The organism is Citrobacter sp. MGH105 (assembly GCF_001037485.2).
Taxonomy (GTDB): Bacteria; Pseudomonadota; Gammaproteobacteria; order Enterobacterales; family Enterobacteriaceae; genus Citrobacter; species Citrobacter portucalensis.
On sequence record NZ_CP073048.1, the window covers coordinates 2,727,898 to 2,750,308 of the forward strand.

Here is a 22,411-nt window from a genome sequence, read left to right on the forward strand (position 1 = left end):
TTTAAAATATTATTTGAGATTATTAATATATTAGACAGAATATTGTGATTTTCATACTCTTAAGGCTGGTCCTGTAGACGTAATTGAATGAGCAAGGATTTCAAGTGAGCCGTACAACAACTGTCGATACCGCGCCAACAAGCGATGTTGATGAACAGATAGTTACCCCGCCGGATGGATTTATCAAACGCGGAACATCCCCATTTATGCGCGTCACGCTGGCGCTGTTTTCCGCCGGACTGGCGACTTTTGCCCTCCTCTATTGCGTACAACCCATACTACCAGTGCTCTCGCACGAGTTTGGGGTCTCTCCCGCAAGCAGCAGTATCTCGCTTTCCATCTCGACGGCGATGCTGGCGATAGGGTTACTGTTTACCGGCCCACTTTCAGATGCTATTGGCCGCAAGCCGGTGATGGTTACCGCGCTGCTGCTCGCCTCTTGTTGTACGCTGCTTTCAACGATGATGACCAGCTGGCACGGTATTTTAATCATGCGTGCTCTGATAGGACTTTCACTGAGCGGCGTCGCGGCGGTAGGGATGACCTATCTGAGTGAAGAAATTCATCCCAGTTTCGTCGCCTTCTCAATGGGCTTGTATATCAGCGGTAACTCGATTGGCGGTATGAGTGGTCGCTTGATCAGCGGTGTGTTTACCGACTTTTTTAACTGGCGTATCGCGCTGGCGGCGATCGGCTGTTTTGCCCTTGCCTCTGCACTGATGTTCTGGAAAATCTTACCGGAATCCCGTCATTTCAGACCTACGTCGCTGCGCCCGAAAACGTTGTTTATCAACTTCCGCTTGCACTGGCGCGACAAAGGTTTGCCGCTGCTGTTTGCGGAAGGTTTTTTACTGATGGGATCGTTTGTCACGCTGTTTAATTACATCGGCTACCGCCTGATGCTCTCCCCGTGGGAGCTCAGCCAGGCGGTTGTAGGTTTGTTATCTGTGGCGTATCTGACCGGGACCTGGAGTTCGCCAAAGGCGGGTTCTATGACCACTCGTTATGGCCGTGGCCCGGTAATGCTCTTTTCAACAGGCGTGATGTTGGTTGGACTTTTGATGACTCTGTTCACATCGCTATGGCTGATCTTCGCCGGGATGCTGCTCTTTTCAGCCGGGTTCTTTGCCGCGCACTCCGTAGCAAGCAGTTGGATTGGACCACGAGCAAAACGCGCTAAAGGCCAGGCTTCTTCTCTGTATCTGTTCAGCTATTATCTGGGATCCAGTATTGCCGGTACGCTGGGCGGTGTGTTCTGGCACAGCTATGGCTGGAACGGCGTGGGCGGATTTATCGCCCTGATGCTGGTGTTGGCGTTGCTGGTCGGTGCGCGTTTGCACCATCGACTGCACGTATAATCCACGATGCCCGGGTTCCGGGCATCACCTTCATCACCCTGGCTGTAACGTCTGAGCCGCCATCTGCAGAGCAATAACCGTCCCGTTCATCACTATATGCAGCAAAATTGGCATCAACAGACCGTTGCTTTTCAGTCTGGCCAGGATCAACACCTGCGACACAAGAAACAACATCAGCAACGTACGTAGATCCACATACTGCGTATGCATGATGGCAAAAATGACCGATACCACCACTGACGACAGCCAGGTTTTATTATTGAACCAGTACTGGAACGCGTTGAATAAACAGCCTCTGAAAACAATTTCTTCATAAACTGGCGCGATAAATATCAGGGTCAACGTAGATAACCACAACGCATAACTACTTAAGGATATTTGGCTGGTCACCCACGCTTCGGTTTGTCTGAGACCCAAAATCAATGGCAGGATAAGCTGAATAAACAGCAGCGCCGCGAACAAAATGGCAAACCACCTGGCGTTGAAAATGCCTTTGCCCAGTCCCTCTCTTTTTCTAAAGAAGAAATAATACAGCGGAACCAGCACAATAAATTCCAGCGCAAACAGCAGCGGAAAAAGTAACCCTTTGGCAAGCAGGTCCTGACTCGCGGGGAAAAACAACGGGGTAAACGTGAGGCCAAACATCAGTAAAAACATTGAAAAGCAGCCAGCAACTGCTTTAGTCCTGGCGATATACAGGTTGTCGGCATCCTGTGACATACGATCTCCTTGCGCTCATCGAAGATAAGTTGATGAATTACCTATGCATGATAAAAATTCTCATTATCACTGACAACCTACCAACTTTTACGCAATGCCCATGAGTACAATACCAAAACCCTCTTTACTCCGGAACTTCACCGTCAACTACACAGAGGAGAATCCGCCAGCGGCAACGAGAAACGGAAGCAGGCCCCTGCGGTTGAGCTAACCAGATGTATATCTCCTCCATGCAGTTCGAGCATTCTACGCACGATCAGTAAGCCCAGACCGCCGCGCTCGGCCCGCTGCTCACGGGGAATTAACGCGGTCGGGCGCTGAAACAATACTTCTCGCACAGCTTCTTCTACCCCTGGCCCGCTGTCCTGCACTTCGGCTAACAAACGGTCTTCATCACGCCAGACTTTTAGCCGCACTTCGCCTCCGTCAGGCGTATGACGGATAGCGTTATCCAGCAAATTCGTCACGACTCTTTCTATCATCGATAAATCGGCATTCACCAGCGGTAACGGCCCCGTTACGTCAAGGTGCAACTGCAAATGACGTGTGGCAACAGGGAGATCAAATTTCTGTGCCACGTCCTGGATCAATTCACCAATAGCAAAACGTTCACGCTGCGGTTTTATACCGCCATGCTCCAGCCTTGCCAGCTCAAACAGCTGTTGTGACAGATGGCGAACTTTATGCCCCTGGCGCAGCGCGATGCTAAGATAATGCCGGTTTTCCTCAGGCGTCATCGTATCGGCTTTCAGCGACAGCATTTCCAGATACCCCAACAGCGAAGTCAACGGCGTGCGTAGGTCGTGCGAAATATTGGCAATAAACTCTCTGCGCTGACGATCGCTGTCTGCTAATAAATCCCACTGCTGGGCAATTTTCTGCGCCAACTCGATAAACGCATTGTTCAGCAGCGCTATTTCATTCTCCGGTGCCGGTTCGGGATTTTTTTGTGCCAATTGTTTGATGACGGCAATGCTGTCCTTCTCCAGTTTTACCACCTGTTCGGTTAGCCTTTTTACTGGATTAGTCACCCATCGCCACACCAGAAAACCTGCAATTCCACCGGCTAATAAAACCAGTATTAACGTCCAGGCAACGGTATTCCAGAGCGTTTTTTGCCAGGCGGTATTCGCCAGCATATTCAGATCTTCGCCCTGCAGAATAATGTACAAATAGCCATGTAGCTCACCGTTATATAAAACTGGCGCGGCGCTGAATACCTTTTGCTGGCTGCTACGCGGATCGTTGCCATAGACGGGCAACGCAGCTGAGTTAAGGAAATCCTGTATCGGCTGTACGCTAATTTTCTGCCGCTGGATATGCCCCGGCGGTGCGGCATCAGCAAGTATTTCACCTGACGGTGAAATCAGATACAGCTCCACGCTGGGGTTGAGCGTCATCAGGTGATTAAACAATCCTTTTAAGGTCTGGCGATTAATCTGCCCGCTGGTATCAATAAGCGACTCACTTTTGACAATCTTGCTCGCCAGCTCCAGCGAGAGCCTTTGCACCATGGCGTCGCCATACTGTTTACTGCTGCGGATCTGGACAACACTGACGGTAACCGCACAAATCAGCATAATGGCGGTAAAGACGAGGGTCAGACGCTGGCTCAGCGACAGGCGATAAATCATGGCTGATGCTCCGCGTTAACCGCAGCAAGCTTATAGCCTCGTCCCCAAACCGTGAGAATAATTTCCGGCTCCGCAGCATCCTTTTCAATTTTGGTCCGCAGGCGATTAATATGACTGTTCACCGTATGCTCATACCCTTCATGCTGGTAGCCCCACACCTGATCTAACAGCGCCTGACGCGAAAAGACCTCGCCTGGATGACGGGCGAAAAAATAGAGTAGATCGAATTCGCGCGGCGTTAAATCGAGGGATTTACCATGCAACCGGACTTCCCGGGCTAATGGGTCAATCTCTACGCCATGAACGGTGATAATCCCCGCCTCCATACGTAGGTTCTGACTCATCGCTTCCTGACGACGAAACAATGCCTTTACCCGGGCCATCAACTCCAGCACCGAGAAAGGTTTGGCCAGATAATCATCGGCACCCATTTCCAGCCCCAATACACGGTGCGTTTCGCTGGTGCGGGCGCTGATGATAATGACGGGCAAATAAAAACTCATTTGGCGAATGCGACGACAAATCTCCAGCCCGTCGACACCCGGCAGCATCAGATCGAGGATAACGGCATCCCAAACGTGTTTCTCCAGTTGTTCAAGCGCACGAGCTCCATCTGCCTCATGAACAATCTCGTAACCCTCATCCTTTAGGCTAAGCTGCAAAAGTGAGGCAATATCGCTGTCATCTTCAACCAAAAATATCTTTTTCGCGCCTGCCATCAGTGTCATCCCCCTCTCGTCGTGCTGAAAGCTTACCTCAGGCAAGGGGCGGAAGTTATCACAAAATTTTTAACTTTTCGTGAGGATCCAGGGATACGCATGCGAGCAGTATGTCGTTACAGACACGTCAGACATCAACAGGGAAACGTCGCTTTGTTTTCCTTAACATGAAAATAAGAAGGAAAAGTCATGCTAAAAAAACGTCCACTTCGGGAAGCAGATGTTACAGCCGAGTCAGTATTTTTTATGCAACGACGACAGATCCTCAAAGCACTTGGGATAGGTGCTGCTGCGGCCACGCTGTCCTCCCCTACACAGGCTAATTTGCTGGATTGGTTTAAAGGCAACGATCGTCCACCCGCACCCGCAGGCAAAGCGCTTGAGTTCACAAAGCCCGAACGCTGGCAAAACAGCCTGTCACTGACGCCAGAAGACAAGGTGACGGGCTACAACAATTTCTACGAATTTGGTCTGGATAAAGCCGATCCTTCCGCCAATGCCGGTAGCCTGAAAACCGATCCTTGGACGTTAACCATCAGCGGTGAGGTCAACAAACCTTTAACCTTGGATCATGATGCGCTGACCACACGCTTTCCATTAGAAGAACGTATTTATCGGATGCGTTGCGTTGAGGCCTGGTCGATGGTTGTGCCGTGGGTGGGTTTTCCGTTGCATAAATTACTGGCGCTGGTTGAGCCAACTAGTCACGCCAGATACGTCGCTTTTGAAACACGCTACGCCCCTGATGAAATGCCGGGTCAGAAAGACCGCTTTATTGGCGGTGGGTTGAAATATCCCTATGTCGAAGGTCTTCGTTTGGATGAGGCTATGCACCCGCTCACACTTCTCACCGTAGGCGTATATGGCAAAGCATTGCCGCCGCAAAACGGGGCGCCGATACGCCTGACCGTGCCCTGGAAATACGGCTTCAAGGGCATTAAATCGATAGTCAGTATCAAGCTGACGCGCGAGCAGCCGCCGACGACCTGGAATATGTCAGCACCGAATGAATACGGATTTTACGCCAACGTAAATCCGCAGGTTGATCACCCTCGCTGGTCTCAGGCTACTGAGCGTTTTATCGGTTCGGGTGGCATTCTCGATGTACAGCGACAGCCCACGTTACCTTTTAATGGTTATGCCGATGAGGTGGCATCGTTATATCAGGGCATGGATCTTCGGGAGTATTTTTAAGTGAGGTTGACTGCAAAACAGATAACCGGCCTGAAAGTGCTGCTGCATCTCGCCGGTTTTTTACCCCTGCTATGGCTCTTCTGGGCCGCGCAGCATGGCGGGTTGGGTGCCGACCCGGGAAAAGATATCCAGCACTTTACGGGCATTACCGCGCTGAAGTTTTTGCTGGCTACCCTGCTGGTATCGCCGCTTGCGCGCTATGCAAAGCAGCCTTTGTTGCTTCGTACCCGGCGGTTGTTAGGTTTATGGTGCTTTGCATGGGCCACACTGCATATAACCAGCTATGCTCTGCTGGAACTGGGTATACAAAACCTGGGATTGTTGGGTCGTGAACTGGTTTCACGCCCATGGCTAATGCTGGGTATGGCCGGTTGGATTATCTTATTCCTGTTGACGTTGACCTCGACACAAGCCGCTCAGCGTAAAATGGGCAAACGCTGGCAAACATTGCACAACTACGTCTACCTGGCCGCCATTTTGCTACCGCTGCATTATCTGTGGTCGGTAAAAGTGTTATCACCGCTCCCTATTATCTACGCCATCTGTTTTGTGGTTCTGCTGGCTTTTCGCTATAAAAAGCTGTTACGGAAAACCGGGTACAAAGGTGTGTTTATGAAAAGTGAGTGAATCACGGTAAACTTCTTAACCACACCTAAACAGAACGAGAACAAAAAATGAGTAACAATGATAATTACCATCAGCTCACCCGCACGTTCCAGCGGCTCTCTCGCTTCTCCCACCTCTCGGCAATCGCCAGTTGGGACATGTTTACCATTATTTAAACTTTATACTTTTCAATGTGCTAATCAATTTAGTGCATGAATCGTGTATGTAGAACTTAGATGATTTTACATTTTAAAACTATCAAATCCAGCTAGAAAATCAGTATGTACCCTTCTTGTTGGGGTTCACGCTGTAGTTCTTCAAAGCACCACCTGTACCAGCATTACCAAGTGTCTTTGTAGCTCCAGCATTAGTGGAGTCTGTGAAGGTGCTTTCACCAGCTTTTACCGTAACGTTACTAGTTTCTTGGTCAATTAATACTGTCATTAGATAATCCATTTTCAAATCCTCTAAAAACAGCTCTCAGACCTCTTAAAATAGCCATTTTGAGGCCAGTACTCATACGGGATACTTACAGCATCTCTGGGTTTTGCTGTCTTGATTGTGCTTCTGGGGTATAACTTGCTTAGAATGGTTATTGCTAAAAGCACAAGGTTTAGCTTAAGTATTAAATTTCTGAAATATGAGTTTACTATTACGATTGGTGATGGTGGAAAATGATTAATTGCTGGTGGTTTGTCACCAGCGTTTTTCAATAATATTGGTTGCTTTTAAATTATAGGGGTCACCATTCTTAAGTTTAAGTTGTTTCGTAACCCACAAATCATAATGATGCAATACAGCGAACTTCAAAGCATCAACCTTCAAACCTGTCACACCATCATAAAAGAAATAATCCTTCCCTTTCTTTTTCGGTCGAATCTGGTAAACCTCTCCGCGAGTATCTTTCATCAAGTAACCTTCACGAGAAATGCTATAACGCTTTAGCAGATAATCCTTGTATCGTTTTTCACCGTGATATTCTTTCATTAGTGCATACCTCCAGCATAAACGCGTCTGACTTTAACTATTTTTTTCTTTGGTTCGATGTGGACTTTCTTTCTTGGAATAAAAGTAAAATCATCGTCACTATCATCAAAATCACCCAGTTCATTAATCTTGTTCTTTTGTTTTGCAAGTTCGAATTTCTTTTTCTTCTCCGCTTTATATTGTTCACATCTTAATGTTTCTTCAGGACTCTCTTCATCAAGGTCAACATCCGGTAATTCATCGTCAGTTGATTCTGTGCAGGGGCAAGTGACCTGCTCCCCGTTGTTTAGTAGTCTCTTCAGGACTTACTTCAAGGTCACCTAAGTCAGATTGTTTAATAGCCTCTTCAATACCAAGAGAATCACATTCATGTGAATCACAGAGCGAAGCTCCCATCTTAATAGACTCTTCTTCAAAGCTCGCTTTTAGTCTTTCTTCTTTAGTCTTTATATTTTTGTCTTTATACTTAGTCTTACATGTAACCAATTTCTGGTTAGGTAGGCAACCAAATTCTGGTTGGGTAGGTAACCAATTTTGGGGTGGGTTACAGTCAATTCCTGGTTGACCTGATAATTTAGCTCTACGACGCTCATCAAGGGTAGGCTCTGATAAGACTTCTGGACGCACATCCAACGTGAATACTTTAAAAATACTTTGCAGCCCTTTGATATTGGTCTTCTCAATAAGCCTGTGTGATTCTAGTCTTTTCAGAGAATCAATAACCGTATTGCGTGTAGCGCCAGACATAACCATCAGATAGTCAATGCTGGGGGCATATCTACCGAACTTGGATTCATAATAATCAGCACCATCAAGCATAGTGAAGTATACCAAACGGTCAATTGGTTTTAGTGTTTTAGGAAATTGTGCAACTCGTTTATCTACCATAATAAAAGCATTAGTTTCTTTTTTCATTCATAAAACCTCATACGTGAAAAGGCCAACCGGATAAAACCGATTAGCCTGATGTAATTAAAATATCTGGGGGATTGATGGATTGATAAAGAAGCCCATGCCTGAAACAGTGCGATGATTATGACGCTGAGGTAATTACCCTGAATGAGAGGTCTTGTTGACGTCAACCATCTGACACTCCCCCAAGTGTTACCACTTCAAGACATGAACTTTTTTATCAGCTCACATTGATACTATAATGAATGTGATTATTAATTGCAACAATTATTTCACAAGGCAACCACTATTTGCCTGCAAATTAACCAACTAAACTAAAGGGTATTGACAAAGGTCTTGACAAGGTTTTACCCTCTTGAAAGATACTTAGAAGACTCTGTTAAAAAGACTCATCTTTCTGGGGTTCTTCTCTCTTCTTAAAAGCCTTTTAAGAGTTCTTAAACGGATACTATTAAATCATCGTTAATACTTAGAACAAATTCAAAATGAGAAAAGTATTTCTTCCACTCTTTTTTACACTCTTTGCGCTTCCTTCTTTTGGGAAAGATTTTATTAAACCCAGCATCAATCTTCAGGGACTGGATATGGCTGGGTGCTTAATCCTGAACGAGGAAACAGCAAAAGCGGGCGAAAACTATTACAGAATTTCCCCCGATACATTCCAGAAAGCGACGGACAGAGTTACCGATAAGCTTTATAGAGTTGAGGCTGAATATTTCGAGAAGGTCGCCAATGAAATGGATAAACAAGGATTCAAGACTCTTTCAACTACAGAGGGTGGCTATTTGGATATAAAAATTAAAGCAATAAAGCGGCTATATTATGGCTTGGGGTTTTACCGTGGACGTGGTGATTGTAGTCCTTTAAGTCAAAAATAAAATTACAACACCTCCTCTCTTAATTCCATCCTTACCGGAAGCTTCAAAAATATCTCCTAGTGGATTTGGTAGAATCTACCTCATAGATGTATAGCTGCTAAGTACCCGTCACTACGCCTAAGCAGCCTCCTTTGCAAAATTTTAAAATATCATTGACTTTCTCTTTGAGCTGCTATAAAGACACCCTCACCTCTTAAGCATACCGATATAGCATACTAAAAAGGTATAGCTAGACCTCTGTAAAACCCATACCGATTAGCCTCGTAAAAAACTTTATCGGTACGATATACTCAATCCATCAAATGAGTAAGGTAAATGAGTGCGCTATGGCTAACATTGGTTATATCCGAGTTTCATCATTACAGCAGGTTACAGACCGTCAACTTGAAGGGGTCACACTGGATAAGGTATTCACTGACAAGGCATCTGGAAAGAATACAGACCGTCCACAACTAAAAGCTATGCTCGATTATGTTCGTGAAGGCGACACTATCCATGTACACGACCTGTCACGTCTGGGACGTTCTACCGTGGATGTACTAACGCTGGTGGATAAACTCTCGCAGAGAGGTATCAAAGTTCACTTTCACAAAGAGGGTCTGATAACTGGTGACGATAACCCCACGTCCAAGATGATTCTCACAATCTTTTCAGCAGTGGCTGAAGCTGAACGTAAAATGATGCTTGAGCGTCAAAGAGAAGGTTATGAAGCTGCTAAAGCTGCTGGTCGTGTAGTTGGAAGGGGTAACGGTAAAGCGGTTGACAGAGAAGGTATTAAAGCTGCTCTTGCTGCTGGTGGCTCAATTGCTAAGGTTGCTGCACAATTCAACGTTGCCAAGTCAACTGTGCAGCGTATTAAATCTGAAGCATAACTATTTGTTTTCAAGGCTTGATGCTTTACCCATTTCATCAAGAAACTTTTGTGCTTGATAAGTGCTTCTGGCTTCATCAAGAAGACTTTTGTTCACTGATTCTTTGACCAATGACCTAAAATCTTCGTCTGTATACTTGCCGGAATCCACCCCTTTAACAATGTCCTCAATTTGGACAATTAACTGAAGAGATGCTTCTATCTGACTTTGAATCTGTGAACGTTCTGATTTCAATTGAGCAACCTCTACTTCAATGCTCATCACCTCCTCCCGTAAAGATTCCGCTCTTTCTTCCATATCTTTAGTAATTATTTTTTCCCTCTCCTTCTCTTGCACAATTCTCTCAATTTCCAGATTCTGCGTTGCTAACTCCATCTCTTCCAGCTTATCAGCCTTAACTTTTCTCTTTATCTTCATTTCAAGCGCTTTTGACTGAAGCCACACAGAGGCTTGATTAATGTACGGGAAGATAGACGACAACACGAATCCAACCAAGCATGGGAGAATTAAGTACCTAATGTAGAAAAAATCAGATGCGGTAATCTGGTGAATACGGACTTCCACCGGAGCCTTGCTAAGGCACATCACTGCAATGTGTTTCCAGTTAAACCCTATCCACGAAAGTATGATATATCCCCATAATGGGCTTGACAGCCTCTCTTTCAGTCCCTGTATGGTTGAATCCACAACACTATCTTCACTCATCTAATCACCACTTAAAGTTTTGAAATCGGGATTAATGTTATAGTGAACAGCTTAATTTAGGGAGTGAAATTTATGGCAGCAAGAGTCATATAGACCTGTATATAGCGATTTTCTAGGAGTCGAGAGAGGGACGACTGATACGACACAGTTTTCCCTAAACAGAAGCTGTACGGGTTATTCATATATTTCAATAAGTTACATGAAAAAGAGACTGTACTGATACTGCATAGAATCTGTGTGTTACTGCATAAATGCTTGGAAAAATACCGTTAAATTGAATAGGAAGTCACCTGATAACACCTGTAAATAACAGGTAATTAAAAGCCAGCCATTTCTTAATACGTTGCAGATTTTGTATTTTTAGAATTGGATGTACAGTAGGCTCATAAACAAAATGGAGGAAAAATCATAATGGGTCACATGAGTAGCTACACAAAAGCACAATTACGACTCCAGCCTTCTGGATGTGGTGTTCCTGTCCGTGGTTCTACGGTTAAATGCGGAGCACTTCAGCCCGATATGGAACGGTGGCTATGTGATAAATGCCACGCTGAATGGATGAAGCTTTTAAAAGATATGGAGTTCACTAAATGAATCATGATGCTGAGATAATTGCAAATGCAATTGCCGCATTGAAACCAACCCCTGATTACCTCAAGGATTACTTTTTCCCAATTTTTACGATGTTTTGCTCTGCCTTACTTGGCGGGCTTGTTGCTATACGCATAAGCAGAGCACAAGAACTTCAGCGTATAGCAAAAGATAACTTTGCAACATCAAACCAAGCGTTCATCCTTGCTCACGAATGCTTAAATAATCTTATAGCCATTAAATCAAACTACGCTGGAAAAATCACATGGGGTGAACCACTTTATAGAGCAATTGCATATCCAACAATGCTAGCTAAGCTTGAAGAGGTTACTTTCACAGCAACAGGTTTTTATTTCATCAGAGCTGAACCTACCGCAAACAAATCACTATTTGGAAAGTCATACTGGTGGTTAAAGTATCAACTATTTAGAAAACAAGTTAATACACCCGATTCAGATGCAATTTCTTTAACATGGCGTAATACCGTCAGAATAAGTTCTATGTTCGGGAACTACAATCAGGTAATGATGTACCTACGCGTAAGAAATGAGATTAGTGAATGCGTAAAAGAACCACTCTCGCGAATGGATTTCAGCGATAAGAAAAGCTTTCTAGAATTAAGCAATATTATTGGTGTCGCAACAACAGCCAAGTATGTGAGTATAACCGAACTCATCATTGCGTTAACCGACCATGTAATCAAAGAGTTACATTCTTTTTTAATTAACTTCCCAGATATAGCTGAAAGCAATATTGAGATGAAAAGAATAAAAGAATGGGGGAAGTTGCCAAGGTACAAAAATAATAAACCGTTGTTCATAGAGTGTCTGAAACCAACCCCTGCACCAGATTTCAAAATGTTAGCCAAATATACAGGCTTATCTGAGGAAGAGGCTAAAGCAAGACATACTTTTAGAGATTGGGGCTAACAGCCCCTTATACTTGACTGGTTCTAGCTCATTACAGCGGCCTTGTTCAAAGCCAAAAGCATCTGTTTTAGTGGCTGTCTGGTCTTGTAAACACGGTCAGTGGTCGTTTTATGAGCATGACCAAGAATGCTATATCGTACCGAATCAGCTACATCACAGTCTCTGAGTCTGTTTGACAGGCTATACCGGAAATCATGTGAACTATGCTCAATACCAATTTGCTTAAACGCAAATGCTATACGGCTTCCTGCTGCATTGTTTTTAGTCCATCCTAATCTTGGTTTGGTATCCCATATCCCCATCTGAAGAAGTGCTTCACTTATTGGTATGTCTCGAATAGAGGTTTCATTTTTAACCTGCTTCCCATCTTCTGTGTTGATGCTGATACATTTGATACCATCAACAATACGGAAATCTTCGGGACGTAATTGGATGGCCTCCCCTATTCTCATTCCTGTATTCCATAGTATGGCTAAAAGCCACTTTAGGTCTTCATAACCTTTCACATAATCAGTATTCATCACCTTCTCATATTCTGAAGGAGTTATCTCCGTCTTATGCTTAATGCTTGTGACCTTAGAGTAAGTCATCCCCTTAACAGGATTTGCTGTTAAGCAATCCCTCTTATCAATGCAGAAATTGAACAACGCCTGTAGTTTTATCAGGGCATCCTGTCGACTTCTTGGTGCTTGGTAGCGTTCATCAAGAAATCGCTTAAAATCTGCTATGTGCTGCTTAGTAACATCTTCAACATTTTTTATTGAATGTCTTTTAGCCCATTCGATGAATAAGTTAACGCTTCGTCGATTTAGCTTCTCTGTCCGTAACTTCCAATCAGCACGATTATCTTCACACCATTCTTCCAGAACCTCACTGACAGGATGCACAGCTTTCTCGTATACGGTGGTTATCGGCATCGTAGACATATCTGAACCACCTTCCAAGACCATCAACAAAGCATCATCAACCAAACGGTCACGATATGACTTAAGGACGTTTCTTAAGCTCTCAAATGGAAGAGAAAGCTCTTTGATTCTTACATACTGAATGGTCAATTTTTGTGCTCTAAATTTTGCAATCTCTGGTAGTCGAGTCCTAAGACTTACCGACAATGTTCGATTGTTAAGTTTTTTCCTCCAGAGGTAGCCATCTTTCTGAGAGTGGCTAAGATGGGTGCATGAAAAGTGCATGAATCGTGTATGAATCACGGTAAACTCCTTGAAACATACCCAACTAACGAGAAGAAGAACTATGCAGAAAAACCTTTCTTATCAGGCACTCACCCGCACGTTCCAGCGGCTCTCTCGCTTCTCCCACCTCTCGGCAATCGCTAGTTGGGACATGTTTACCATGATGCCGCCAGGAGGCAGTAAAGCCCGAGGCGAAGCGTTGGCCGAGCTGAGCGTGCTTGAGCACCAACTGTTAACTGACCCGAAAGTGGCAACGTGTATTGCCGCAGCGCAACAGGAAGATCTCAACGATGTAGAACAGGCGAACCTGCGCGAAATGTCTCGATTGCATCACCAGGCATCCTTGTTGCCCGAATCGTTGGTAGAAGCAAAATCACTTGCGGGAAGCCGCTGTGAGCATGCCTGGCGTAGCCAGCGACCAGCTAATGACTGGGAAGGATTTTCCGAAAACCTGAAAGAGGTTGTGAAGTATAGCCGCGAAGAAGCCCGACTGCGCGCAGAAGCAAAAGGTTGTTCGCCGTATGACGCGCTACTGGACATCTTTGAACCAGGAATGACCAGCGCTCAGTTGGATGTCCTTTTCGCAGACGTTAAAAGTTGGCTGCCCGATCTGCTAAACAAGGTGGTGGCAAAGCAGTCTCAACAGTCGCTCATCGCCCCGGTAGGTCCCTTCCCAACAGCTGTACAGCGAGAGCTGGGTCTTGAAACAATGGCACAGCTAGGTTTCGACTTTACCGCTGGTCGGCTGGATATCAGTGCACATCCTTTCTGTGGCGGCGTACCAGAAGATGTTCGCATTACCACCCGCTATGATGAAAACGAATTACTCAGCGCACTGTTTGGCGTGATCCATGAAACCGGTCATGCGCGCTATGAGCAAAACCTGCCACGCAGCTGGTCTGGGCAACCTATTGCTCTGGCACGCTCAACCGCCATTCATGAGTCCCAGAGTCTGTTCTTTGAGATGCAGCTGGGACGCAGTAAAGCCTTTCTGATGCGGTTAATTCCGGCTGTAACGCGCCACTTTGGCAATCAGGCAGCGTTTGAAGAAAGCAATTTCATCGCCTGGAACCAGCAGGTTAAACCCGGGTTTATCCGTGTTGATGCTGACGAGGTAAGCTATCCCGCTCACGTGATCCTGCGTTATGAAATCGAACGTGCGCTTATTAATGGCGATATTGAAGTGGATGATATCCCTGCATTGTGGAACGAGAAAATGCAGGCCTGGTTGGGGCTGTCAACGATCGGAAACTACCGTAACGGTTGTATGCAGGATATTCACTGGACTGACGGCGGCTTTGGCTACTTCCCTTCCTATACATTAGGCGCCATGTATGCAGCGCAGTTGTTCAGTGCCGCTAACCGCGCATTGCCTGATTTGAATCAGTCTATTGCCCAAGGTGAGTTCGGTGCTCTGTTTGAGTGGTTACGTCAGAACATCTGGCAGCATGGCAGCCGCTTTACTACTGAACAGCTTATTACCCAGGCGACCGGGGAGCCCCTCAGCAGCCGTTATTTCCGTTCTCATCTGGAAGCCCGCTATTTGTAATCTCATACCGTGAGTCATTGTACATATCGTTACACGCCGAAACCAATGACTCACGGAAGCCCTGTGTTTACAGCGATATAGTTATTTCAACGGCCCCGCAGTGGGGTTGAATGAAAAACCAAATCGAGGGTATGAGAATGAAAAAAGTATTAGCTCTGGTTGTTGCCGCTGCTATGGGTCTGTCTTCTGCTGCTTTTGCTGCTGAAACAACTGCTACTACCGCTCCGACTGCTGCTGCAACCACCAAAGCAGCGCCGGCAAAAACCACGCATCATAAAAAACAGCACAAAGCAGCGCCGCAGAAAGCGCAGGCTGCCAAGAAACACGCTAAAAAATCCACCACTAAACCGGCTGTAGAACAAAAAGCGCCAGAGCAGAAAGCTCAGGCTGCTAAAAAACACACCAAAAAAGCAGCAACCAAGCCAGCAGCAGAACAAAAAGCACCAGAGCAGAAAGCTCAGGCCGCTAAAAAACACACCAAAAAAGCCGTAAAACACGACACCGCTAAACCAGCAGCTCAACCTGCAGCATAACGCATTTGTAGTTACTATGGCGTCCCCCACGCCATAGCATACGGCGCTAGATCGACCTGATGTAGCGCCGCCTTTCGGAGGGTAAAATGGTGTCACATTACCGCTTTGAGTTCATTCTTATTACTCTGATAATTTGCGCCCTCATTGCCATGCATTTTTATCTTTCCTGAGTGTAGTTATCTGATTTTACTCCCACTTTCTCGCCGTCCCGTCTATAGTATTAACTGAGGGTTTGCTGTTTATAATCATAATTCCCCACCAGAGTGTGATATGCATAAAACCATTGCTGTATTACTGGGCTCAATTTGTTTTTTTCCTGTTGTTGCGCATGCGGATCAGCCAGCAACGACCACCGCTGAAGCAGAAAACATAAAAACGCTGTTTTTTGGTCATGACGATCGCACGAAAGTAACGGACCCAACGCAATCACCGTGGGACGCTATCGGACAACTGGAAACCGCCAGTGGTAATCTGTGTACCGCCACGCTCATTTCACCGCATCTGGCCCTGACTGCCGGACACTGCTTGCTCGCTCCACCGAAAGGCAAACCGGATAAAGCCGTCGCGTTACGCTTTGTGTCGAAAAAGGGTGTCTGGCGCTATGAAATCCATGGAATCGAAGGACGGGTTGATCCCTCACTCGGTAAGCGTTTGAAAGCCGATGGCGATGGCTGGATTGTGCCGCCATCAGCAGCCCCGTGGGATTTTGGTCTGGTGGTGCTGCGTTACCCGCCTTCCGGAATCACGCCCCTACCATTATTTGAAGGTGATAAAGCGGCGTTAACCGCGGCGTTGAAAACCGCCGATCGTAAAGTCACACAGTCGGGCTATCCGGAAGATCATCTGGACGATTTGTACACCCATCAGGATTGCGTGGTGACCGGCTGGGCGCAGAATACCGTCTTGTCGCACCAGTGCGACACGCTACCGGGCGACAGCGGTTCACCATTGATGCTTAAGACAGATTCAGGCTGGCAGTTGATTGGCGTACAAAGCTCCGCTCCGGCGGCAAAAGATCGCTGGCGAGCCGATAATCGCGCCATATCCGTGACCGGTTTTCGCGATAAGCTGGAAGAGTTGGCGCAGGAGTAACATATGCTGCCCGCATTAACGGGCAGCACGGATATCAGGCAAGTTTAATCATCACCATTCCGGCCAGCAGCAGCGCCACGCCAATCCAGCCTTTATTATTCAGGCGCTGACCAAACAACACCCAACCAGCCGCTAACGTCGCGGCAATCCCAAACCCGCCCCACAAGGCGTAGGCAACAGAAAGGTCAATACCTTTTACCGCCTGCGACAGCGCACTAAAGGCCGCTAACACGGCAGCCAGCGACAGCACGCCATAAATCTTGCGGCGAAATCCATCAGAAAACTTCAAAAAGACGTTAGCGACAATTTCCAGCACGATGGCCATGCCAAGCCAGGCACCATGAACCCACTCAAACTGCTGCATGGGTCACCTCTTTGCTCGTTTTGGCAGGTTTTCGAGTACCAGACTTGATCAGCACAATGCCTAATACCAGCGAGACCAGTCCAGCCACTTTCATCGTGGACAAGGTTTCGTCAAATAACAACACACTAAACAGCGTAATAAATAAAATACCGATACCTTCCCACAAGGCATAGGCCACACCAAGGGCAATTTTTTTAACAGCAAAACTAAGAAAAATATATGATAAGGCGATCATTACCAGCATTAAAATAAAGCCTGAATTACCATGGCCAACGCTTGCCCATTTCATTGACAGCGTACCAGTAATTTCAGCCGCGATGGCCAGACCTAATAATATCCAGTAAAACATGATACTTCTCCTGCTTGAGAATATAGTCCTTTAGGCCTACTGCATGCAGTAAACCAAAAAATAAAATTAGTTAGCTCAGCGCACAGCGCCAGCTCAGGCAGAAGAAGGGACTAAAGCGCGTTGCGCCAGTGTTGCTCACCCGCAAGCAATAAAGTGGAGGAGGTACGAAGAAGTGTAGGTAAACGCAAAAACATCCTGAACATATTGTCCATAATATTACAATTATCCGCAGTGTTGCTTCTCATCATCGCGGATGATAATTGTCCTCGGTAGTTAAACACAGATGATTTGTATCATAGCTTCAAGACGAACTCAAAGTCTTTTCACTTCTTTACCTGCCCCGTTTGATTTTTGTTATAACGGCTCGACGCAAATCACATTATTATGCAGATTCAAAAATGAAAAATGCGGGAATACACATGGCGAAACCGATCATCACGCTTAACGGTCTAAAAATAGTCATTATGCTGGGCATGCTGGTTATCATCCTGAGCGGTATTCGCTTTGCCGCAGATATCATCGTCCCCTTTATTCTGGCGTTATTTATAGCCGTTGTGCTCAATCCCGTGGTGCAGCGGATGGTCAAGCTTCGCATACCGCGCGTAATTGCGGTGTCATTGCTTATCGTTATTATTGTAATGTTAATGGTGCTGCTGTTGGCGTATTTAGGTACATCCTTAAATGAACTTGCGCGAACGCTACCGCAATATCGCTCTTCACTGGTTATCCCACTGAAAAATCTTGAACCATGGTTACAACGCGCAGGGATCGGCGTTTCCGTGGACGAGCTCGTCAAATATATCGATCCGAACGCAGCAATGACGCTGGTGACCAATTTACTGGCGCAGCTTTCAAATGCTATGTCATCGATATTTTTACTGCTACTGACGGTAGTTTTTATGCTGCTGGAAGTACCGCAACTGCCCAACAAACTCAAACAAATGATGAGTCGCCCCATTGAAGGTATGGCGGCGATTCAACGTGCCATCGACAGCGTCTCCCACTATCTGGTGCTTAAAACGGCAATCAGCATTGTGACCGGGTTGGTCGCCTGGGGCATGCTTGCTGCATTGGATGTGCGCTTTGCCTTTGTCTGGGGATTACTGGCCTTCGCCCTGAACTACATCCCTAATATCGGTTCTGTATTGGCGGCCATTCCCCCTATTGCTCAGGTGCTGGCATTCAGCGGTCTTTACGATGCGCTGGTGGTTCTGGCAGGCTATCTGGTCATCAACCTGGTATTCGGGAATATCCTCGAGCCGCGGATCATGGGCCGCGGGCTGGGGCTGTCCACGCTGGTAGTATTTCTGTCGTTAATCTTCTGGGGCTGGTTGCTCGGTCCCGTGGGGATGCTGCTTTCTGTGCCGCTGACCATCATCGTGAAAATCGCGCTTGAGCAAACCAACGGCGGTCAAAGTATTGCCGTACTGCTTAGCGATCTGAACAAAGAATGAGTTTTCGCCCCGCCATTACGGAGCATTTCCTTTATCGTTTCACGCGGAAAGCCAAAACGGCGCTTAACAGCGTAAATAGCGCTATTATCCACGCCATGGTCCAGGGCGTACCATCACTGAAGGCGGCCAGCAGCAACGATGAGATAATACCGCTGCCGTATTGCAACGCGCCAATCAGCGCCGAAGCTGAACCCGCAATGTTCGGTACCGCGTCCAACGCCGCGGCAGTCGACGTCGCGGCAATAATGCCATTCATCGAGAACAGCAGAAAAATGGAAACGATAATGGCAACAATTCCGCCTGACTCCAGCTTAACCAGCAGTGCGAGCGCCACTGCGGCCAGCGCCGCCAGCATCGTCGCATATTTCAGCAGTTGTTCCAGAGCATGTCGTTGAACCAGACGACGGTTAACCACGCTCATCGCCATAACACCGATAATGTTTAGCGCAAACAACCAGCCGTAATGCTGTGGATCAACATGGTAATAGCTAATATAAACAAACGGTGACCCGGTAATAAACGCGTACGCACCGACGTAATAAAACGTCAGGCTCAGGGTATAGCGCATAAAACGCCCATTCGTTAACAACGAGCGGTAATTACGAAATGCGCCAGCCAAAGAGGCTTTCACCCGTTTATCTTCCGGCAATGTTTCGGGCAGCCAGTTTAGGGAGATAAACATCAGCGCACCAATCACCACCAGCAGCCAAAAAATTGAGTGCCAGGTGCTCAGGCGAATAATTTGCCCGCCAATCAACGGTCCGGCGATTGGCGCAATCGCCATAACCAACACCAGGGTCGAGAGCATTTGCGCCGCACGAGTACGTGCAAAGAGATCGCGGATCATCGCTCGCGCCAGCATAGGTCCGGTACAGGCTCCAAGCGCCTGAAATATCCGCCAGAAAACAATTTGCGTGATACTTGTAGACAGCGCACACCCTGCGGAACCAATGATAAATAGCACCATGCCGATAAACAGCGGCTTACGCCGCCCCATATGATCGCTAATCGGCCCCCAAATCAACTGTGCGATAGTAAAACCAATTAAGAAACCAGTAATCGTCAGCTCAACATTGCCATGTAAATCCTTGGCCATCGTCGGCATTGCTGGAAGATAAATATCGGTAGAAAGCGATGTAAAGGCCATCAGGCCACTGAGGATCAGAATAAAAGTAAGACCGGTCTGGCTTGCGGTAGTTACCGGTGAGGCATGTTCACATGTACGCATAGTGCCCTGTCATGTTCTAAAAAGTCAGGTCGCAGTATATAGACAACGTATTGCCGTGATTAGACGGTTAAAACCGCATGAGTTTATGAACTGAGATCATGAATGGTGAAATCATATGCGTCATATTTTGTGACTGAGTTCCAACAATTACCTTTCAGAAATGAATTCTACTCATAGGTCCATGCGAATTTCACAGACTAATCGTATCAACACAGATTTGCTAATCTGCAGCCAATGCAACGAAGATGCTCAGGAGAACCCAATGAATACAACAGTTCTGAATAACGGTGTTGAGATGCCCCTGCTCGGATTTGGCGTTTATCAAATGACTGATGCCAGCGAATGTGAGCAAGCCGTACGGGATGCCATTGATACAGGATATCGCCTGATTGATACCGCTGCCTCCTACCAGAATGAAACTCAGGTCGGCAATGCTCTTAAGCAAAGCGGAGTCCCCCGCGAGGCGCTTTTTGTGACTACCAAACTGTGGTTACAGGATACCAACTATGCAGGCGCAAAGGCGCAATTCGCACGTTCTCTGCAACGGCTTCAACTGGATTATATTGACCTTTATTTGATTCATCAGCCCTATGGCGATGTACACGGTGCCTGGCGCGCGATGGAAGAATTATATGAAGAAGGGAAAATCCGCGCGATTGGCGTGAGTAACTTTCATCCGGATCGTCTGGCGGATTTAATCGCTTTCAATCGCATTATTCCAGCCGTTAACCAGATTGAGGTGAATCCTTTTCATCAGCAGCCGCATGCCGTGGCCTGGATGCAGAGCCGGAATATTCAACCGCAAGCCTGGGCACCGTTCGCTGAAGGACGCAATGACCTGTTTCAGAACCCAGTCTTAGCGGCTATTGGTGAAAAATATGGCAAAAGCGTTGGTCAAGTCGTGCTGCGTTGGATTTATCAACGTGGGATTATTTCGCTGGCGAAAACCGTGCGTAAAACGCGGATGGCCGAGAATATTCAGGTGCTGGACTTTGCCCTAACGGCGGAAGAGATGACACAAATTGCCGCGATGGACAGCGGAACCAGCGCGTTCTTCTCGCATCGCGATCCGGCTCGTGTGGAATGGATCACCCAGCGTAAACTGGATGTTTAAAAAACGGCCTCCGCAGAGGCCGTCTTACTTTTACTGGCAATTACAGCGCTTTCAGGATCGCATCCACGCTGGCTTTGGCATCGCCAAACAGCATATGGGTGTTATCTTTAAAGAACAGCGGGTTCTGCACACCTGCATAGCCGGTGTTCATTGAACGTTTGAACACAATTACGTTCTGCGCTTTCCACACTTCCAACACCGGCATGCCGGCGATCGGGCTGCGCGGGTCATCCTGCGCTGCCGGGTTTACCGTGTCGTTGGCACCAATGACCAGCACGGTATCGGTATCGGCGAAATCATCGTTGATCTCATCCATTTCCAGCACGATGTCATAAGGGACTTTGGCTTCCGCCAGCAGCACGTTCATATGACCTGGCAAGCGCCCTGCTACCGGGTGAATACCAAAACGCACTTTGATGCCGCGCGCGCGAAGTTTCTCAGTAATTTCCGCGACCGGATACTGTGCCTGAGCCACTGCCATGCCGTAGCCCGGGGTGATGATCACGGAGTGCGAGTTCTTCAGCATTTCTGCTGTGTCTTCCGCAGTAATCTCACGATGTTCGCCAACTTCTTCATCAGACCCGGTAGAAGAACCGTCAGAACCAAAGCCACCCGCAATAACGCTGAAAAATGAACGGTTCATCGCCTTACACATAATGTAAGACAGGATCGCACCAGAAGAACCGACCAGCGCACCGGTAACGATCAGCAGATCGTTGCTCAGCATAAAGCCCGCCGCCGCAGCCGCCCAACCTGAATAGGAGTTGAGCATTGAAACGACTACCGGCATGTCTGCCCCACCGATGGACGCCACCAGATGCCAGCCAAAGGCCAGCGCGATGATGGTCATCACCAGCAGCGCCAGAACCTGCAGGCCCACGCTTTCGGTACGAACAAACACCACCAGCAGCAGGAAAGAAACAACCAGCGCCGCCAGGTTCATTTTGTGACGATTCGGCAGCATCAGCGGTTTAGAGGAGATCTTGCCGCGCAGTTTGCCAAAAGCCACCACAGAACCGGTAAAGGTCACCGCACCGATGAAGATACCCAGGAACACTTCCGTCAGGTGAATGTTCACCAGAATCGGTTCCAGGCCCGTATCGTGATACAGGTAGCTGTTGAAACCCACCAGTACCGCAGCCAGACCGACGAAGCTGTGCAGAATCGCCACCAGCTCCGGCATCTCGGTCATTTCGACTTTCTTCGCCAGACGAATACCAATCGCGCCGCCGATGATCATCGCTACCAGGATCCACGCAACGTTGCCGGTATCCGGACCAAAAATCGTAGCAATCAGCGCAATCGCCATCCCGGCGATGCCGTAGTTGTTACCCTGCTGAGAGGTTTCGTGTTTCGAAAGCCCCGCCAGACTAAAAATAAACAGGATCGCGGCAACAATGTATGCAGCTGTAACTAATCCTCCAGACATATGT

Annotated in this window: 24 protein-coding genes; 11 read left to right on the top strand and 13 right to left on the bottom strand. The window is 47.1% G+C overall.

The window, feature by feature from the left end; all coding sequences use genetic code 11:
- Nucleotides 1-104: 104 nt before the first annotated feature.
- Nucleotides 105-1,358 (top strand): MFS transporter, encoded by a 1,254-nt coding sequence (locus tag SK35_RS13025; protein ID WP_003832886.1) that lies wholly within the window; start codon nt 105-107, stop codon nt 1,356-1,358.
- 33 nt (nt 1,359-1,391) lie between these two features.
- On the opposite strand, the gene SK35_RS13030 is transcribed toward SK35_RS13025, so the two are convergent.
- From SK35_RS13030 to SK35_RS13040, 3 genes are all read right to left on the bottom strand, one after another.
- Nucleotides 1,392-2,078, bottom strand: a complete 687-nt coding sequence (locus tag SK35_RS13030; RefSeq protein WP_048214224.1) for a CPBP family intramembrane glutamic endopeptidase — start codon at nt 2,076-2,078, stop codon at nt 1,392-1,394.
- A gap of 143 nt (nt 2,079-2,221) precedes the next feature.
- Nucleotides 2,222-3,712, bottom strand: coding sequence for a sensor histidine kinase (locus SK35_RS13035; RefSeq protein WP_048214225.1), 1,491 nt, complete (start codon nt 3,710-3,712; stop codon nt 2,222-2,224).
- Nucleotides 3,709-4,431, bottom strand: a complete 723-nt coding sequence (locus tag SK35_RS13040) for a response regulator transcription factor (RefSeq protein WP_008784719.1) — start codon at nt 4,429-4,431, stop codon at nt 3,709-3,711. The genes SK35_RS13035 and SK35_RS13040 overlap by 4 nt, the downstream gene beginning before the upstream one ends.
- Nucleotides 4,432-4,620: 189 nt before the next feature.
- Here SK35_RS13040 and msrP point away from each other — a divergent pair, with 189 nt between their 5' ends.
- Together msrP and msrQ are read left to right on the top strand one after the other, a co-directional pair.
- Nucleotides 4,621-5,625, top strand: a complete 1,005-nt coding sequence (gene msrP, locus SK35_RS13045) for a protein-methionine-sulfoxide reductase catalytic subunit MsrP (RefSeq protein WP_048214226.1) — start codon at nt 4,621-4,623, stop codon at nt 5,623-5,625.
- Complete coding sequence (msrQ, locus tag SK35_RS13050; RefSeq protein ID WP_048214227.1) at nt 5,626-6,252, top strand: protein-methionine-sulfoxide reductase heme-binding subunit MsrQ; 627 nt, start codon at nt 5,626-5,628, stop codon at nt 6,250-6,252.
- Nucleotides 6,253-6,507: 255 nt separating this feature from the next.
- Here the strand turns inward: msrQ and SK35_RS13055 are convergent, their stop codons facing one another.
- The 3 genes from SK35_RS13055 to SK35_RS13065 all read right to left on the bottom strand — a co-directional run bounded on the left by SK35_RS13055 (nt 6,508) and on the right by SK35_RS13065 (nt 8,133).
- Nucleotides 6,508-6,687: a hypothetical protein gene (locus tag SK35_RS13055; protein WP_048214228.1), complete on the bottom strand. Its 180-nt coding sequence runs from the start codon at nt 6,685-6,687 to the stop codon at nt 6,508-6,510.
- Nucleotides 6,688-6,927: 240 nt separating this feature from the next.
- Nucleotides 6,928-7,218, bottom strand: a complete 291-nt coding sequence (locus tag SK35_RS13060; protein ID WP_048214229.1) for a hypothetical protein — start codon at nt 7,216-7,218, stop codon at nt 6,928-6,930.
- A 243-nt stretch (nt 7,219-7,461) separates the two neighbouring features.
- Nucleotides 7,462-8,133, bottom strand: a complete 672-nt coding sequence (locus tag SK35_RS13065; protein ID WP_326929071.1) for a hypothetical protein — start codon at nt 8,131-8,133, stop codon at nt 7,462-7,464.
- A gap of 482 nt (nt 8,134-8,615) precedes the next feature.
- Here SK35_RS13065 and SK35_RS13070 point away from each other — a divergent pair, with 482 nt between their 5' ends.
- Together SK35_RS13070 and SK35_RS13075 are read left to right on the top strand one after the other, a co-directional pair.
- Nucleotides 8,616-9,008, top strand: coding sequence for a hypothetical protein (locus SK35_RS13070; protein ID WP_231593806.1), 393 nt, complete (start codon nt 8,616-8,618; stop codon nt 9,006-9,008).
- A 326-nt stretch (nt 9,009-9,334) separates the two neighbouring features.
- Nucleotides 9,335-9,880, top strand: coding sequence for a recombinase family protein (locus tag SK35_RS13075; protein WP_048214231.1), 546 nt, complete (start codon nt 9,335-9,337; stop codon nt 9,878-9,880).
- Here the strand turns inward: SK35_RS13075 and SK35_RS13080 are convergent, their stop codons facing one another.
- Nucleotides 9,881-10,585: a hypothetical protein gene (locus SK35_RS13080; protein WP_048214232.1), complete on the bottom strand. Its 705-nt coding sequence runs from the start codon at nt 10,583-10,585 to the stop codon at nt 9,881-9,883. It lies immediately after the preceding gene.
- A gap of 590 nt (nt 10,586-11,175) precedes the next feature.
- On the opposite strand from SK35_RS13080, the gene SK35_RS13085 reads away from it, so the two are divergent.
- Entirely contained in the window at nt 11,176-12,105 is a 930-nt protein-coding gene (locus SK35_RS13085; RefSeq protein WP_048214233.1) for a hypothetical protein, read from the top strand.
- Nucleotides 12,106-12,128: 23 nt separating this feature from the next.
- On the opposite strand, the gene SK35_RS13090 is transcribed toward SK35_RS13085, so the two are convergent.
- Entirely contained in the window at nt 12,129-13,313 is a 1,185-nt protein-coding gene (locus SK35_RS13090) for a tyrosine-type recombinase/integrase (protein ID WP_156174758.1), read from the bottom strand.
- 43 nt (nt 13,314-13,356) lie between these two features.
- Between SK35_RS13090 and SK35_RS13095 the strand changes: the two genes are divergently transcribed.
- The 3 genes from SK35_RS13095 to SK35_RS13105 all read left to right on the top strand — a co-directional run bounded on the left by SK35_RS13095 (nt 13,357) and on the right by SK35_RS13105 (nt 16,469).
- The gene (locus tag SK35_RS13095; protein WP_048214235.1) at nt 13,357-14,844 is read left to right on the top strand and encodes a carboxypeptidase M32; all 1,488 of its coding nucleotides are present in this window, start codon (nt 13,357-13,359) and stop codon (nt 14,842-14,844) included.
- Nucleotides 14,845-14,981: 137 nt separating this feature from the next.
- Nucleotides 14,982-15,377, top strand: coding sequence for an acid resistance repetitive basic protein Asr (asr, locus tag SK35_RS13100; protein ID WP_048214236.1), 396 nt, complete (start codon nt 14,982-14,984; stop codon nt 15,375-15,377).
- 270 nt (nt 15,378-15,647) lie between these two features.
- Nucleotides 15,648-16,469: a trypsin-like serine peptidase gene (locus SK35_RS13105; protein WP_048214237.1), complete on the top strand. Its 822-nt coding sequence runs from the start codon at nt 15,648-15,650 to the stop codon at nt 16,467-16,469.
- Nucleotides 16,470-16,503: 34 nt separating this feature from the next.
- Here the strand turns inward: SK35_RS13105 and mdtI are convergent, their stop codons facing one another.
- The 3 genes from mdtI to SK35_RS27145 all read right to left on the bottom strand — a co-directional run bounded on the left by mdtI (nt 16,504) and on the right by SK35_RS27145 (nt 17,463).
- Entirely contained in the window at nt 16,504-16,833 is a 330-nt protein-coding gene (mdtI, locus tag SK35_RS13110; protein ID WP_003832870.1) for a multidrug/spermidine efflux SMR transporter subunit MdtI, read from the bottom strand.
- Nucleotides 16,820-17,185 carry a multidrug/spermidine efflux SMR transporter subunit MdtJ gene (mdtJ, locus tag SK35_RS13115; protein ID WP_162623449.1) on the bottom strand — a complete coding sequence of 122 codons (366 nt, stop codon included), beginning with the start codon at nt 17,183-17,185 and terminating at the stop codon, nt 16,820-16,822. The genes mdtI and mdtJ overlap by 14 nt, the downstream gene beginning before the upstream one ends.
- Nucleotides 17,186-17,292: 107 nt before the next feature.
- A complete protein-coding gene (locus SK35_RS27145; protein WP_103014904.1) occupies nt 17,293-17,463 on the bottom strand; it encodes a protein YdgV in 171 nt (56 codons plus the stop codon).
- Nucleotides 17,464-17,601: 138 nt separating this feature from the next.
- Between SK35_RS27145 and SK35_RS13120 the strand changes: the two genes are divergently transcribed.
- A complete protein-coding gene (locus tag SK35_RS13120) occupies nt 17,602-18,636 on the top strand; it encodes an AI-2E family transporter (protein WP_003832866.1) in 1,035 nt (344 codons plus the stop codon).
- A gap of 31 nt (nt 18,637-18,667) precedes the next feature.
- On the opposite strand, the gene SK35_RS13125 is transcribed toward SK35_RS13120, so the two are convergent.
- On the bottom strand, nt 18,668-19,864 hold the full coding sequence (locus SK35_RS13125) for a multidrug effflux MFS transporter (RefSeq protein ID WP_048214238.1): 1,197 nt from the start codon (nt 19,862-19,864) through the stop codon (nt 18,668-18,670).
- A gap of 262 nt (nt 19,865-20,126) precedes the next feature.
- On the opposite strand from SK35_RS13125, the gene SK35_RS13130 reads away from it, so the two are divergent.
- The gene (locus SK35_RS13130) at nt 20,127-20,978 is read left to right on the top strand and encodes an aldo/keto reductase (RefSeq protein WP_032943372.1); all 852 of its coding nucleotides are present in this window, start codon (nt 20,127-20,129) and stop codon (nt 20,976-20,978) included.
- Between the two features lie 40 nt (nt 20,979-21,018).
- On the opposite strand, the gene pntB is transcribed toward SK35_RS13130, so the two are convergent.
- Nucleotides 21,019-22,407 carry a Re/Si-specific NAD(P)(+) transhydrogenase subunit beta gene (pntB, locus tag SK35_RS13135; protein ID WP_003832859.1) on the bottom strand — a complete coding sequence of 463 codons (1,389 nt, stop codon included), beginning with the start codon at nt 22,405-22,407 and terminating at the stop codon, nt 21,019-21,021.
- Nucleotides 22,408-22,411: the final 4 nt, after the last annotated feature.